This window comes from Paenibacillus sp. FSL K6-1566 (genome assembly GCF_038050475.1).
In the GTDB taxonomy this organism is placed as follows: Bacteria; Bacillota; Bacilli; order Paenibacillales; family Paenibacillaceae; genus Paenibacillus_AQ; species Paenibacillus_AQ lactis.
Map to the genome: position 1 here is coordinate 5,640,169 of NZ_JBBOSR010000001.1, position 14,818 is coordinate 5,654,986.

11 protein-coding genes are annotated in these 14,818 nt (G+C 54.4%); 2 read left to right on the forward strand and 9 right to left on the reverse strand.

The features are described 5' to 3' along the window. Positions 1–42 precede the first annotated feature (42 nt). The 4 genes from NST08_RS25360 to xylA all read right to left on the reverse strand — a co-directional run bounded on the left by NST08_RS25360 (position 43) and on the right by xylA (position 6,503). Positions 43–2,385: a YcdB/YcdC domain-containing protein gene (locus tag NST08_RS25360; protein ID WP_341342421.1), complete on the reverse strand. Its 2,343-nt coding sequence runs from the start codon at positions 2,383–2,385 to the stop codon at positions 43–45. 339 nt (positions 2,386–2,724) lie between these two features. Further along, positions 2,725–3,354: a bifunctional 4-hydroxy-2-oxoglutarate aldolase/2-dehydro-3-deoxy-phosphogluconate aldolase gene (locus tag NST08_RS25365; protein ID WP_007131699.1), complete on the reverse strand. Its 630-nt coding sequence runs from the start codon at positions 3,352–3,354 to the stop codon at positions 2,725–2,727. A 170-nt stretch (positions 3,355–3,524) separates the two neighbouring features. Continuing rightward, positions 3,525–5,021, reverse strand: coding sequence for a xylulokinase (gene xylB / locus NST08_RS25370; RefSeq protein WP_251537541.1), 1,497 nt, complete (start codon positions 5,019–5,021; stop codon positions 3,525–3,527). 165 nt (positions 5,022–5,186) lie between these two features. After that, positions 5,187–6,503 (reverse strand): xylose isomerase, encoded by a 1,317-nt coding sequence (xylA, locus tag NST08_RS25375; RefSeq protein WP_028405759.1) that lies wholly within the window; start codon positions 6,501–6,503, stop codon positions 5,187–5,189. A 287-nt stretch (positions 6,504–6,790) separates the two neighbouring features. Here xylA and NST08_RS25380 point away from each other — a divergent pair, with 287 nt between their 5' ends. Both NST08_RS25380 and NST08_RS25385 read left to right on the forward strand, forming a co-directional pair. Beyond that, a complete protein-coding gene (locus tag NST08_RS25380; RefSeq protein ID WP_144870045.1) occupies positions 6,791–7,963 on the forward strand; it encodes an ROK family protein in 1,173 nt (390 codons plus the stop codon). Between the two features lie 148 nt (positions 7,964–8,111). Then, entirely contained in the window at positions 8,112–8,315 is a 204-nt protein-coding gene (locus NST08_RS25385) for a hypothetical protein (RefSeq protein ID WP_007131703.1), read from the forward strand. Positions 8,316–8,432: 117 nt separating this feature from the next. Here the strand turns inward: NST08_RS25385 and NST08_RS25390 are convergent, their stop codons facing one another. The 5 genes from NST08_RS25390 to NST08_RS25410 all read right to left on the reverse strand — a co-directional run bounded on the left by NST08_RS25390 (position 8,433) and on the right by NST08_RS25410 (position 14,589). Continuing rightward, positions 8,433–8,669 carry a glutaredoxin family protein gene (locus NST08_RS25390; RefSeq protein ID WP_007131704.1) on the reverse strand — a complete coding sequence of 79 codons (237 nt, stop codon included), beginning with the start codon at positions 8,667–8,669 and terminating at the stop codon, positions 8,433–8,435. 54 nt (positions 8,670–8,723) lie between these two features. Then, the gene (trxB, locus tag NST08_RS25395) at positions 8,724–9,665 is read right to left on the reverse strand and encodes a thioredoxin-disulfide reductase (RefSeq protein ID WP_028405756.1); all 942 of its coding nucleotides are present in this window, start codon (positions 9,663–9,665) and stop codon (positions 8,724–8,726) included. A 133-nt stretch (positions 9,666–9,798) separates the two neighbouring features. Further along, entirely contained in the window at positions 9,799–10,905 is a 1,107-nt protein-coding gene (locus tag NST08_RS25400; RefSeq protein ID WP_144873158.1) for a leucine-rich repeat domain-containing protein, read from the reverse strand. Between the two features lie 145 nt (positions 10,906–11,050). After that, on the reverse strand, positions 11,051–13,090 hold the full coding sequence (locus NST08_RS25405; RefSeq protein ID WP_341034919.1) for a heavy metal translocating P-type ATPase: 2,040 nt from the start codon (positions 13,088–13,090) through the stop codon (positions 11,051–11,053). 362 nt (positions 13,091–13,452) lie between these two features. Then, complete coding sequence (locus NST08_RS25410) at positions 13,453–14,589, reverse strand: hypothetical protein (protein ID WP_028405754.1); 1,137 nt, start codon at positions 14,587–14,589, stop codon at positions 13,453–13,455. Positions 14,590–14,818: the final 229 nt, after the last annotated feature.

Below are 14,818 nucleotides of genomic sequence, written 5' to 3' on the forward strand. Positions count from 1 at the left end.
TTAAGGATTATATTTATGTCGATCAAGCACGAATACCGAAGCTTACCAATAATACGTGGACATGAAGGAATCGCTGCGGCCCGAGAGCTTCGAGAGCGCAACCAGCACTTCAGCCGCTTCTGCCCGGGTCACCTCGCGCTGAGGCAGGAACTTGCCGTCAACAGCCGGCAGCAGACCCAGCTTCATGGAGATCAGGGCCGCTCCTTTATTGGTGATCGCCTGCGCGTCCGATACGCCCAGCACATCGGTAGGAAGGCTGAATACTTTTGACAGCTTCTCGTAGTTAAGAATGCGGGTCAGCGAGCCTGCGAGCTCATCCCGGGTCAGCTTGCGATCCAGCGGCAGCGTGCCTTCAGGATCGTAGGACAACCAGTTTTGCCCTACCATGACTTGAATGGCCGGATAATACGGATGGTCCGGCTGCAGCCCGGCATAAGGGTCGACGGTGCTATTGTACATATCCTTATACGACGGGTTGACGGAAGCCGCGACCAGCTGGTACCATTCCCCGAGCGTTATCTGGCGATCCGGATATACTTTGCCGTCCTTGTCCGGCTCCAGCACCCGGAACTTCACCAGCTCTTGCAGCGCCTGTTCCGACGCATGGCCTTCAATGTCCGTCACGGCCGGAACGTCCTTTGTTCCGATTTCCGTTACAAAATTCCGCCAATTTCCGGTTGCTGCATCCAACGGCAGATGGATCCCGCCGTAATATTCCTTCTGCTGCTTATGCGATGGATAATAGACCAGCTTGATGGTCGGCTCTTCCATTTCACCGGCAATCGTCCGGTAGCCGCCGTAATAGGCATACTTCAGGTTAAGCTCGATTTCGCCCAAATACTTCGCTTTGGCCTGCTCCGGCGTCACGGCCGGCTTGGCATCCGCCTTCAGCTCGGACAGGTTGGCAGCCGCATTCAGACTAAAGTTCTGTATTTGGCCGTTCAGATCAATGGCGAGGCTGATCGAATCGCCCATAATCCGAATATCGCCGACATAACGCTGGAAGTTGAATTGATAAGAGCCTCTCTTGCTCCCTTTGGACGGCCCCTCCGCCATGGTCAGCCTCCACTCTTCAGACGCGTTCGGCACCAGCTTCGATACCACCTCATATGCCTGGTTCAATGCGGCCTGCTGCGAGATCGGCTGCTTCACTTCCGCTGCTTCAAAGACATCATAGCGGTATCTCATGTAGGAATATAATTGCCCGGTCTTGGCATCAACCTCGGCCGAAACCATTTCCCCCGCTCCGTAAGGAGCACCCTTCTCTTCCATCCATCGGATATTCCATGTACGCACCTCGGGGTTATTCCACCGGTTGCCCAGCGACTTCGCCTCCAGCTTCATGCCGGACGGAACCGGGATGAGGGACTTCACCCACTCAGCGGCATCATTTCCTCCGGAGAATGTGCCCTGACGCGGCTTGAAGGTCTCCTTCGCCGCCGGGATGCGTCCATCCTCTACCGGGATAATTTCGGTTTCAATCCCCATGTAGCCGATCGGCTTGCCCGAATCCGCATCCAGGTACGATCCCGCCTGCTCGTTCGGTATGTACCCCAGAAAATATTTGCTCTTCCCATTGCTATTATCCCTATTTTCCGGCACGTAGGCCAAGTCGACCGAGAACTGCTTCTCGTAGAGCTTGCGGATCGCGTTCGCGTCTAGCTTAGGCATCGCCGAAGGATATTTCTGATTGCTGTAGCTGCGGTTATAGCTGGTGACATTGCCCTGTCCGTCCAAGGAAATATTGATGCTGTTCAGGTCGGATTCGATGCCGTTCACGGTCGATTGGAAATAAAAAGCGAATACCGGCGGCGTGAACAAGGCAGCTTGCATTCCCAAATAGCCGTTATTTTCCTTCAGGTCCTCCACTTTGACGTCGGAGGTGTGCGTTTTGATCCACTGCAGCGCCTTCTCCTTGGCGGCTTCTCGTGTCAATACGGGCTTGTCGGTGTCGTCTCTCAACCCGTTCGGAATATGCACATTCATGATCTCCCCGGTAACGGCATTGACCTGTGCACTGAATCCAATACTCGAGTACCCTCTCGTAATCGATAATTGCAAGTCCCACGAAAGCGTGTTGCCTCCAAAATTATCCGTTTCCGAAAATTGAGCGTTTGTGACTTTGACATTCTTAAGGATCGGAAACGCATTCCGGATAATTTCTTCCGCTTTCTTGGACGAAATTTTGGCGCCTTTCGGAATTTCGTTGTCGGTCACGCTGATGCTGCCGTCACTGCTGTTTACCGTAACGGATTCAGCAGCAGGCGCGCTGCTGTTTGTAGCCGATGCCGCCCAGGCCGGCTGAGCCATGCATAACATTGCCGTGACAGCCGCCACGGTCTTTTTAACGTGTGCCTTCCTCTTTCCGGTTGAATTCGATTTCACTTTATTCGCTCCTCCCCATGTCTTGGAATTTACCATCGCTTCTCAGCATCGGCTGCAGGTTCTATGTAGGATAAGCACTCCGCTGAAACGCCATATTACCAAGCTATCTAAATAATACCATAACTTGTCTATATATTCCTTATGTAGGAAGCTACAAAAAGATGCCAGAACTGTTACCTATAAAATGAGGAATGCCATCATCCTGAAATTTAACGCTCCTCATCATATATCAGATGCATAGATATCAGGCTCGCGTTCGCTTGTCCTATGGATCGAGGGAAGCCTCAGGGAAAACGATAAGCACATTGTAATCTGCCCATCTCTCGAACTCCTCTTCCACTAGACCTGCTTCAGCCTGTCAACAAAGGCTTGTGCCCGCTCCGCCACGGTCTCGACATTCTGGGTCAGCAGCGCATCCTTCGGAATCAGAGCGCTTCCGAGACCTACCGCTGCCGCCCCAGCCGCAAAATAGTCCTCAAGATTATCCAACGTGACCCCTCCGGTTGCAAGCAGCGGAATATGGCTCAGCGGCCCCTGCAGCTCCTTCAGATAAGCAAGCCCGAGGCTGGCCATCGGAAACAGCTTGATGATTTCCGCACCCGCCGAATAGGCGGCCACGATTTCCGTCGGCGTCATCGCCCCCGGCCATATATCAATGCCCCGCTCCAGCGCATACTCGATCACCGCCAGATCCGTATTCGGCGAAATGAGAAACTGCGCTCCGGCAGAGACGGCCTCCTTCGCCATGTCCACATCCAGCACTGTACCGGCGCCGACATACGCGGTACCGTCGTAACGGCTGCGCCAATCGGAGATCATATCCAAGGCCCCCTCCGTGTTCATGGTCACTTCCATGAGCCGAACGCCGCCCCGGGTCAGCCCTTCACCGATGGTTCGCGCCTGCTCCTTCGTAATTCCCCTTACAATTGCCACCAGCTTGTCACGCTTCAATATATCAGTAAGCTGCATCGTTTATGCCTCCCCTTTCTTATATATACCTCTCGGGCCATCATAAACCCCGTTAGGCAGCAATGCAAATGCAACGAATGGTTCACATTTGACGGGACCGAATGCCTCAAATATAAAAAACAGGCCAGGGGATCCTTCCCCCCGACCTGTTTCCTTACAATTCGTTCAATTTACCCGCGAAACTCGGCCAATCCTTTGCCCAGCTCCCGAGTAGCGCCATATACCGTCTGATACAGCCCAAACAGCTTCTCATACTGCTGGGCGGTGTCCGGATTCGGCTTATAAGTGCGCGCCTCGCGCAAAAACTCCTCCGCACATGCCTGCAGGCTCGGGAACCAGCCGGCGCCGTATGCCGCAAGCATGGCCGCGCCCATTGCAGGCCCCTGCTCGCTCTCCAGCTTCACGATTTCGGCATTGAACACATCGGCCTGCATTTGCAGCCAATCCTCGTTCTTCGCTCCGCCGCCGATGGAAATGACGCGGTCGATCCGCTTCCCCGATGCCCGCAAAATATCAATCGATTCACGAAGCGAGAACGTGATCCCTTCCAGCACCGAACGCGCAAAATGCGGAAGCTTATGCCCTGCATCCATACCGATGAAGCTGCCGCGGATATCCGCATCCGGATGCGGCGTGCGCTCGCCGACGATGTACGGCGTGAACAGCAGGCCGCCGCTGCCGGCCGGAATGTCGCCGATTCCGCTTAACAGCTCGTCGAAGGAGACGTCCGGCGCAAACGTATCTTTGAACCAGGTCAGGCTGTATCCTGCAGCCAGGGTGACCCCCATAATGTAGTACGCGTCTCTCTCGCCGTGATTGAAAAAGTGGACCTTGCCTTCGAAATCCACCTCTCTTCGCTCCTCGTAGGAGAGGACCACGCCGGATGTGCCGATGCTGCACATCGTCTGTCCTTCGGCCAGAATGCCGGCTCCGATCGCGCCGCAGGCGTTGTCGGCGCCGCCTGCGAATACCTTCGTCTCAGGCAGCAGGCCGGACTCCCGCGCAATCTCCGGCAGAAGCGTCCCGCACAGATCAAACGACTCGACGAGCGGAGGACAAATGGAATGAGGAAGCTCGAAGGCATCGAGAATGTCGGTGCTCCACGATTTTGCGGCTACATCCAGCAGCAGCGTTCCCGCCGCATCGGAATAATCCATCGCGTACTCCCCGGTCAACCGGTATCGCACATAATCCTTCGGCAGCAGGAACAGGGCCGCTTGCTTCAGCAGCTCGGGTTCGTTCTCCTGTACCCATAATATCTTCGGCAGCGTAAACCCTTCCAACGCGCGGTTGCGGGCGATGCCGAGCAGCTTCTCCTGAAGTGTATCTTCAATGCGGCGGCACTGTGCCGTCGTACGGGTATCGTTCCACAGGATGGCCGGACGCAGCACGGCACCCTTGCCGTCTACCAGCACCAGTCCGTGCATCTGCCCGGAAAAGCTAAGTCCCTCCACGTCCGAAGCGGATATCTTCGATTCTTCAAGCAAGAGACGCAGGGACAGCAGGGTCTTGTCTACCCAATCCTCGGGACGCTGCTCGCTGTAGCCGGGCTTCGGCTGGCTCAGCGGATACGACTCCGAATGCTCGGCGACAACATTGCCGCTGCGGTCTACCAACACCGTCTTCACCGCACTGGTGCCCAAATCAACTCCGATCACGTAACTCATCTGCATCCTCCTAACGATTCATTTTGAACATCAATCCTGTGAAACTGAAATCTCGAAAATAGCTTTCAAACGTTCCAAGTTTGTGAAATAAGTACACCGGCTTCCTTGGGGGGAGCCGGTGAAGGTTTGAATTTCATGGTTCAGCAATATCAGCTGTTCGATGAATTAGTTCGCAAGAATGTACTGGTTCAGGATCGCTTTAAGCATTTCTTGGCGTCCGGATTCATTTTTACGAGGGGAATCATTGTTCAGGGCGTATTCGGCCAAGGAAGCCAATGTCGCCTTGCCTGCCACAACGTCTGCCCCGATGCCTTCCTTAAAGCTGCTGTAGCGCTTCTCGATGAAGTCCTCGAATACGCGGTCTTCGATAAGCTTCGCTGCCACTTTCAGGCCTTTGGCATAGGTGTCCATACCAGCGATATGGGCCAGGAACAGATCTTCCGGCTCGAAGGACGGACGGCGAACCTTCGCGTCGAAGTTCACGCCGCCGCGGCCAAGGCCGCCGTTCATCAGCACTTCGTACAAGGTCAGGGTAGCATCGTAGATGTTTACCGGGAATTCATCCGTATCCCATCCGATCAGCATATCGCCCTGGTTCGCATCGAGGGAGCCGAGCATGCCGTTGATGCGCGCTACCCGAAGCTCATGCTCGAACGTGTGTCCAGCCAGTGTAGCGTGGTTAGCTTCAAGATTCAGCTTGAAGTGCTTATCGAGGCCGTATTTCTGCAGGAACGCAATGGTCGTTGCAGCATCGAAGTCGTATTGATGCTTCGTCGGCTCCTTCGGCTTCGGCTCGATCAGGAACTGGGCGTCAAAGCCGATTTCCTTCGCATAATCGACAGCCATATGGAACAGGCGGGCCAGATTATCCAGCTCAAGCGCCATGTCGGTATTCAGCAGGGTTTCGTAGCCTTCGCGGCCGCCCCAGAACACGTAGTTCTCAGCGCCGAGACGCTTGCCCACTTCAAGGCCCTTCTTGATCTGTGCGGCGGCATGGGCATATACGTCCGCATTGCAGGTCGTGCCTGCGCCATGCATGAAGCGCGGGTTCGTGAACATGTTCGCCGTGTTCCACAGCAGCTTCTTGCCGGTAGATTTCATGTGCTCTTCAATAGAATCGACAATCGTGTCGATATTGCTGTAGAACTCGCGCAGGCTGCTGCCTTCAGGAGCGATGTCCACGTCGTGGAAGCAGAAGTACGGCAGATTCAATTTCTCCATGAACTCGAAGCCGGCTTCTACGCGGGCTTTCGCAAGGTCCATGCCGGAGTATTGACCCCAAGGGCGAACGGCGGTATCTGCGCCGAACGGATCGGAGCCGCCAGCGGTTAATGTATGCCAGTAAGCCATGGCGAAACGCAAATGCTCTTCCATCGTTTTGCCGGCTACCACTTCGGTCGGATTATAAAATTTAAAAGCATAAGGATTGGTCGATTTGCTTCCTTCATACTCTACTTTGCCGATGTTATTAAAATAAGCCATTGATTGAGTCCTCCTATACCTTGATAAGGTGTGGTTAACGCTTACAGGGATATCCTAACACAGTCGGGCGAACTTTGTCTATTGGTTAAACAAAGTAATTTGCAACCGGTTTGCCCGCGTTGGCACACTTGTCCTTCTCGCCATGTGGCTGCCCTTCCAAGGCACATCCGTTCAACAAGGCCCTTGGTCCCCCTGCTCCTCCTCGACCTGTTGCATTTTCCGGCCTTTACGCCTAGACTATGAGCATATCTAGTCTCAGTCAGCAAGCTAAAAGGATGAATATATCTATGACCAAAATTACCGGTGACCAGGCTCTGGTCAAGAAAATAAACCGCTCGATCATTCTCGAAACGATACGCCGGCATGCTCCCGTGTCCCGTGCCAAGGTTTCCGAGCTGACGGGGCTGAATAAAGCCACCGTCTCTAACCTCGTTCAGGAGCTGGCGACCCATCATCTGCTTCAGGAAATCGGCCCCGGAGAATCCAGCGGCGGCCGAAAGCCGCAGCTGCTCCTCTTTAACGGCCAAGCCGGCTACGCGGTCGGCGTTGAGCTGCGCGTCAACCAAATGACGGGCGTGCTGACGGACCTTGAAGGCAACATCGCCGCCGAGGCAGACGACTCGCTTGCGGAGCATGATGTTGAATCTGTTACGCAGCGCATGATTGCAATGATTAAGGAGCTCATGCAGCAGGCTCCTCCATCGCCGTACGGCATCATCGGGATCGGTGTCGGCGTGCCGGGCATGGTGGACGGCAACGGCACCGTCCTCTTCGCCCCCAACCTGGGTTGGGATATGGTGCCCTTGCAGCAGCGGCTGGAGGAGGAGCTCGGTCTTCCCGTGACCATTGACAATGAGGCCAATGCGGGCGCCCAAGGCGAGCTGAGGTTCGGGGCGGGACAGGATGCCCGCCACCTTCTGTATATCAGCGCCGGGAGCGGGATCGGCTCGGGCATCATCATTAACGGCGAGCTGTACAAGGGTGCCCGCGGGTATGCCGGGGAGAGCGGGCATATGTCGATCGAGGCCGATGGCAAAGCGTGCTCATGCGGCAACCGGGGCTGCTGGGAGCTGTATGCTTCGGAGAAATCATATGACGATAAGGGCGATCGGCTTCCGGCAAGGCGAACCTCGGCATTGATCCGCCATGCCGAGGAAGGCCATGCGGAGACCATCCGCCATTTTCAAGAGCTGGGGCGCTATTTGGGGATCGGCATCACGAATCTGGTGAACGGGTTCAATCCGCAGTCGGTCATCATCGGGGGACCGCTGTCGGATGCAAGGGCCTGGATCGGGGACACGCTGAAGCAGGTCGTTGCCGAGCGTACGCTGCCATATCACAAAGAGCTGATGGAAATCCGCTTTGCGGAGCTCGGCAGCCGCTCAACGATGATCGGCGCTGCTTATTCCGCCATTTCGCAATTCCTCGGACCGGTCAGAGTTTCGGTTCCAGCTACGTAAATGACTAGATTTTGCCATATTTCCCTTGTGGAGGATTAAGGCAAAATCTTTCGTTTTCCGCTATAATTAATCTTGTTCTGTCATGTTCAACCACCGTTTCGGTATGAAACGCGTGTGATGTTATAGCAAAGGGAGAGGAAACGCTCTAATGACCTATGTAAGCACCGAGGATATTTCCCCGCAAATGTTTATTACCGTGCTGCTGTTTCTCCTTGTGATTGCCCCGCTGTTCAGCCTTGGCATTATGAGGCTGTTTCAGGGCAAGAAAAAAGCCGGCTTCACCCTCATGGGCTCCGGCGTAGGCGTGTACATTGTGTTTCAATTGATCATGAGTCTGTTCTTCGACAAATGATGGGCAGGATTTCTCAGACCGGCGCGTCCGGTCATCCAACATGAAAAAGGCTCTTCCCCGTTTCGCGGGAAAGAGCCTTTCTTCGTATAGACGATCACAGGTTCATGCAGCTTAAGCTTAGCCTTCCGGGTTCAAAGCTTTGTTGAACTGAAGCTTGTTCATGCCGAGAATGCGGTGCTCACCGATTATGGTCAATGGTACGGCGCGTACGCCCATATCCCATACTTGCTGGGCATATTCTTCGTTTTGCTCGATATTGCGCTCTTCGAATTCGATGCCCTGCTCGGACAAGAAGCCTTTGACCTGCTTGCAGTGCGGGCAGTTATTCGATGTGTAGACAATGACGTTTTCCATGGTTCATCCAGCTCCTCTATGCTATGATTTTCGTTGCTTCTTCTATCTATCAGTTTACAATACGACCGCGTTATGTTCCAAGCTCTCGATGTACTTCTCGGCATCCATTGCCGCCATGCAGCCGCTGCCTGCAGCCGTAATCGCTTGTCTGTAACGGGTATCCTGCACGTCGCCGCATGCGAAGACGCCTGGAATATTCGTCTCGGACGTACCCGGCGTCGTCACGATGTAGCCGTTCGGATCCGTCGTAATGCTTCCGCCGAGGAAGCCTGTATTCGGATGATGCCCGATGGCCACGAATACGCCGCTTGCTTCGATCATCTCTTCCTCGCCCGTTTCGTTGTTCACCACTTTAATGCCTTTCACGCCTTGTTCGTCCGCAATGATTTCTTGCGGCGTGCGGTTCAGCGCCCATTCGATCTTCTCGTTTGCACGTGCGCGGTCCTGCATGATTTTGGACGCACGCAGCTCATCGCGGCGGTGCACCAGCGTTACCTTGGAAGCAAAGCGTGTCAGGAAGTTCGCTTCCTCCAATGCGGAGTCGCCGCCGCCAACCACGACGATTTCCTTACCGCGGAAAAAGAAGCCGTCGCATGTTGCGCAGGTGCTTACGCCACGGCCTACATTGTCCTGCTCGCCCGGAATGCCAAGATACTTGGCCGTTGCGCCCGTGGAGATGATCAGCGTCTCCGTTACGACTTCGCCCAAGCCTTCAACGTTCAGCTTGAACGGACGCTCGCCGAACTCTACGCTGTTGACCCAGCCCGTACGAAATTCAGCGCCAAAGCGTTCAGCCTGCTGGCGCATATTGTCCATCAGCTCGGGACCCATAATCCCTTGAGGGAAGCCCGGGAAGTTCTCGACTTCAGTAGTTGTCGTCAGCTGGCCGCCAGGCTGTGGCCCCTCGATCACGAGCGGGCTCAGATTCGCGCGAGCCAAATAGATTGCAGCAGTCAGGCCAGCGGGGCCGGTACCTATAATAACGGATTTATACATGTCGTTTCCCTCCTGTATATGTAACGCTTAATTATAATCATTATAAATTAATATTTATTATGATTCTATATTGACCGCATGTCAATAGACCATGCTGCAACCAGGATGAAATTATTGTGAAACCTTTGAAAAATTACAGCGATGAGTTCCAATCCATCGACCGTGGATTGTACAGGTTATCGTCGAGGTCGACATACTCCAATTGCGGTAGTTCACCAATAACAGCCGGGGCACTCGCCAAACGGTTTCGGCCCAGGCTCAGCCACCGCAGCTTCTTAAGCTCTCGCAGCTCAACAGGCACGTCCGTGATCGCCGTATAATTAATACAAAGGTTCTCCAGCCGTGACAGTTGCCCGATCTCGGGAGGAATGCGGTTTAACGATACATCCTGCCTAGGCAAAATAACGTCGACCGAGTCATGGTAGCTTCCACATGCGATGGTCAAATGTCGAAGTGAACTCAGCTTGCCGATCCCCGCCGGGATTTCCAGCAAATTCGCTGTATATACGGTTAACGATTCCAGGCTCCTTAGCTCGAACATTCCCTCGGGCAGGCGGGTCACATAGCTTTCGTGAACCATCAACTCCCGCAGGTCCGTCAGCTGACGAATGGACTCCGGTATTTCCGTAATGCCAAATCCGAATATCTCCAATCTGCGCGGCTGGTGAAACAGAACTGCTTCCCAAAACGCTTCAAACTCCCGATGCTCCGGCAGGCACAAAAACAAGCCGGGTACCTCTTGCGCAAGCCTTCTGGCTTCATCTTCCTCAACCTGAAGACCGCCCATACGTTCATGAGCAACTTGATACAAGAGCTCCCGGCCCTCATGGTCCACAAACGTCAAATCCTCTGGCAACCGGGGATGCTGCCAATCATATAATGCCGTTGCAGCCTCCTTCAACACAGCCGCAGATTCTTTGCAGCACCGGTACATATAAAATGACCCTGGGCTATATTCGATTCCCCTCCCCGGCGTTATATCCCTCTCAAACCTTAGTTCATGCTCCTCGCTCGTTATCGTGTACTCCTCAACGAGATAAGGCTCAAGCAGTGCAAAAATCCGCCCTGCCCCTTCCATCCATTCCGGATTGCCCTCACCAGCCAGCATGAATCGATCTTCGCCGTCAATGCATTGAAGGTAGCCCCTTCTTGCCACCATGAACATATCCGACCGTTCCACCGCGTAATCGATCAGCCACTCGTAAGCTTCGCCCCTGGGCGAATCGTAGATTGCCGCCATTCTCCTCCGCCTTTCCTTATCGAGATTCGCTACAAACGTCTGCTCCCTGCTTCATTATATGAAAAATCCCCTTCCTTCTCGAATATCGAAAAGAAAGGGGATCCGTTATGCTGGCATCATCATTTGAATCTCTTTCCCTAAGCGGTCAGTTTCCCGAGCGAAGAAGCCTTAATCCGTTCAGGATGACGAGAATCGTACTGCCTTCGTGTCCGATTACGCCGAGCGGGAGCGCCACGCCTTCCAGGAAATTCGCCGTAATCAAGGTAAGGATGACCGCAATCGCAAACACCATATTTTGCTTCACGATCCGCTGAACCCGGCGGGCTACCTTCACGGTACCTGCGATTTCATCGATATTATCGTTCATCAATACCGCATCCGCGACTTCCAGCGCCGTTCCGCTTCCCGAAACGCCCATGCCGATGCCGACCGTGGCCGTTGCCAGCGCAGGCGCATCGTTAACGCCATCGCCGACCATGACAACATGCCCATGGCGCTCACGCAGCTCTTTGATATGGTTGACCTTATCTTCCGGCAGCAGGTCGGAGAAAACCATATCGACGCCGGTTTGCTCGGCGATAACCTGTGCAGTAGCCTTCCTGTCTCCGGTCAGCATCGCCACGCGAATCCCCATCGACTGCAGCCGCTTAACGGCAAGAGCAGCCTCCGGTCTCACCGCATCCTGTAAAGCGATCATGCCGACAATTTCGTCATTTCTCATAATAACGGACACGGTCTTGCCCTCGGATTCCAGGCGTTGACGCTGCGCAATCCATCCGGCCTTCCCGTTCGGGCGTTCGGTCTGTGGCGGATGGTCGTTCTGATCTTTAATAGCTTGATGAGATAAGGAAAGCTCTGCTTCATCGGTTACGGCATCCAGCACATCGCTCTTGCCGATTTTCCAGATGTCGCCCTCCAGTTCGCCCTGCATGCCCCATCCCGTTAAAGATTGGCTGTTCTCTACCTGCTTCAGAGGCACTCCGGATTCCTCCGCAGCTCTTACAACCGCTATGGCGAGCGGATGCTTCGACATCTTTTCAACCGATGCGCTGATGGCAAGCAGTTCACGATCGTCCCAGCCTTCACCCGCAATGAAATCCGTTACCTTCGGCGTTCCAAGCGTCAGCGTTCCTGTCTTGTCAAAAGCAACGATCGCTGTACGCGCCATATTCTCAATATGCGCACCGCCCTTAAACAGCACGCCTTTGCGGGCCCGGTTGGAAATCGCCGACAGCATCGCCGGCATAATCGAGGATACCAGGGCGCAAGGGGAAGCAACGACAAGAAACACCATCGCTTTATAAAAGGCTGTGCTGAAATCCCAGCCGAACAGCGGTGAAGATAAAGCAATCAGAGCGATCGTCACGACGACGACGACCCGGGCGTAAATCGCCTCGAACCGCTTGATGAACCGCTGTGATGCCGGCACTTCGCTTTCCGCTTCCTCAACCAGGCGGATGATTTTGGCGAACAGCGTCGCGTCCGCCGACTTTGTAACCTCGATGTATAAGACGCCTTCTCCGTTAAGCGTTCCTGCAAATACTTCGTCTCCTACGGCTTTATCGACCGGAACCGATTCGCCGGTGATGGACGACTGATTCACGGACGAGCCTCCGCGATACACCTTCCCGTCCGCCGGAATCAGTTCTCCCGGCTTAACCAGAATCAAATCGCCGATCTCAAGCTTGGCGATCGATACCGAGACCATGTTCCCGTTCTCGATACGCAGCGCCGTTTCCGGCTGCAGCTCCATTAAGGAAGAGATGTCCTTGCGGCTTCTTTCGGTCGTGTAGCTTTCCAGCGCTCCGCTTAACGCGAAAATAAAAATCAGCATCGCCCCTTCGTTCCAGTAACCGATCGAGGCGGCACCCATGGCGGCGGCAATCATGAGCAGATTCACATCCAGATCGCGCTCCTTAAGCAGCGTCTGCACGCCTTCCTTCGCCTTGACCCAGCCGCCAATGGCGTATGAGATCACATACAGCGCAACGGACAACGGTTCCGACCATTGGCCGGCCATCCAAGCCGCCAGCATGAGAACCCCGCTGCCCAATGCAGCCAGCACCTCCGGATTGGAGAGCAGGCTCCGGATATCCCATTTTCCAGGCTGACGCGGCTCGCGCGGATCAGCTCCATGTTCGATTGAAGATATGCTTGCAGCTGTTTGACTTTGCATCAGTTCCATTACAATCACCTTCCTAGTTGAGAATGAGACCCATTATTAATGCCCTAAAAATGGCACATGCTGCCCCGGCTAAGCCGAAGCAGCATGCTAAATGAGAATGAAAATCATTTTTGATCTTATACAATTTATTTTCCCTAAACCAACTTTATACCTATATCATACTCACGAATGTCCCGTTTGTAAACCAGTTTTTGCCGGATGATCATAAAAAATTAAACAGGCAAAATTCAATAAAAAAAGCCTTCTGCGGGAATGTCCCTTGCAAAAGGCTTACTCGTTATCGTTCAATCCGTAAATAAGTCCGATCCTCGCTGTCGGTTACATCTAATGTTAGTCTAAGTGTGAAGCGCTCTCATTCCGGTTTATCCTTGAGAAGCTTGAGTTGCTTGGTTGGTTTGGGCGGTTTGGGATGAGGAGCATCTTCTGCGCAGCTCCAGCCGTGCCCCCAAAATCCGCACGGCGGCAAGATCCGTAGAGCTGCAGCTCACCTCATGGATTCCATGGCGGTAAACCATCTTCAGGTCGCCGGTTCCCGCCCCGTTCATCCTTAACGTTAACTGCGGCTTGATGCGCCGAATCCGCTCGATGATATCGGCAAAGCCCCTCGCCGCATCCTCGGTCAATCCCGGATCTCCCCCACTTTCGGTGCCCTCCATATCCAGGACGATCACATCCGCCATCCGCGCGATTTCCGCTGCCGCAGCCGGATTCGTTCGCTCGTCCAGCAGGGCTCCGTACCGGATGCGTACGAAACGCTTTTGGTCCATTAGCGTCTGCTCCGCAACCTCCTCGATAAAATGATGGATGTCCATAAATTCATCGGCATGCTCAGGCTGAACGGCCAGAAGCTCCAGCTGGCACTCCATGCCCTGTTCCCCGCATTGTTCCAATGCCCGGAACATCGACTCCAGTTGGGCGTCCTGCGCTTCCCGCTCCTCCATCGCATGGGACAGCGCCGGGTCTTCCAGCAGGCTTACCGCACATCGAGACCCCTTCGCTGCCTGGAATACCGAGACCCAGTACGCCGTCCACAGCATAATCAGCCTCCGTCTCAGCATGGAAGACTTCTCTCCCCGCGACTTCAGCCAGGCCGTATACACTTCCTGCAGCAGTCCATGCTGGAGAGCTTCCTCGCCCCGGATCAGTCCGATCCCCTGGGCTCCTTGGCGAATATCGCGCTCTATCCTCTCAGGGACGGCGGTGCGGCTCATGACTTTAAGCCTCCGGTTCCTGTCACTCCATCCGAGCAGCCGATGCAAGGAGGGGCTGATGGTTCCGCTGTGCCGAATTCCCGAAACCCGAAGCGCTTCGTCGATGTCCTCCGGGGCCGCCAACAGCAACAGTACCTCCTCATGCGTTATACCGCCCGCCATCGCAAAATGCTTCAGCAGATCCGTCTCGGGAGAGGAATCGCCGGCCGCAAAGTCCACGGCATTCACGGCTTCCCCATTTAAACGCTCTCCCCATTCGCTGCCGGTTCCCCATTGCCTTTCCGTCATGGTTATCGTTCTACTCCCTTTCGCCATGTATTGGATGTTGCCGCCTACCCTACAGCGTATTATGAAACATTTGGAAATATACAGTACACGGGATAAAAGCCGCTGAAAAATCTCGGTACATAATACGAGCGGGGCGCACGCCCGCCAAGAAACCATGTTCCAAGGCACGGTGCTTTATGGGCCACATCTGCTCATCATCCATTTGACGAGACGTATAGAACATTTAAAA

What these genes read in the sequence shown, in the direction of transcription:
- NST08_RS25380 (WP_144870045.1), top strand. Translation starts at nt 6,791, where the DNA reads ATGACCAAAATTACCGGTGACCAGGCTCTGGTCAAGAAAATAAACCGC.
- NST08_RS25405 (WP_341034919.1), bottom strand. Translation starts at nt 13,090, where the DNA reads ATGGAACTGATGCAAAGTCAAACAGCTGCAAGCATATCTTCAATCGAA.
- NST08_RS25410 (WP_028405754.1), bottom strand. Translation starts at nt 14,589, where the DNA reads ATGACGGAAAGGCAATGGGGAACCGGCAGCGAATGGGGAGAGCGTTTA.
- xylB (WP_251537541.1), bottom strand. Translation starts at nt 5,021, where the DNA reads ATGAGTTACGTGATCGGAGTTGATTTGGGCACCAGTGCGGTGAAGACG.
- NST08_RS25365 (WP_007131699.1), bottom strand. Translation starts at nt 3,354, where the DNA reads ATGCAGCTTACTGATATATTGAAGCGTGACAAGCTGGTGGCAATTGTA.
- NST08_RS25400 (WP_144873158.1), bottom strand. Translation starts at nt 10,905, where the DNA reads ATGGCGGCAATCTACGATTCGCCCAGGGGCGAAGCTTACGAGTGGCTG.
- xylA (WP_028405759.1), bottom strand. Translation starts at nt 6,503, where the DNA reads ATGGCTTATTTTAATAACATCGGCAAAGTAGAGTATGAAGGAAGCAAA.
- NST08_RS25385 (WP_007131703.1), top strand. Translation starts at nt 8,112, where the DNA reads ATGACCTATGTAAGCACCGAGGATATTTCCCCGCAAATGTTTATTACC.
- trxB (WP_028405756.1), bottom strand. Translation starts at nt 9,665, where the DNA reads ATGTATAAATCCGTTATTATAGGTACCGGCCCCGCTGGCCTGACTGCT.
- NST08_RS25390 (WP_007131704.1), bottom strand. Translation starts at nt 8,669, where the DNA reads ATGGAAAACGTCATTGTCTACACATCGAATAACTGCCCGCACTGCAAG.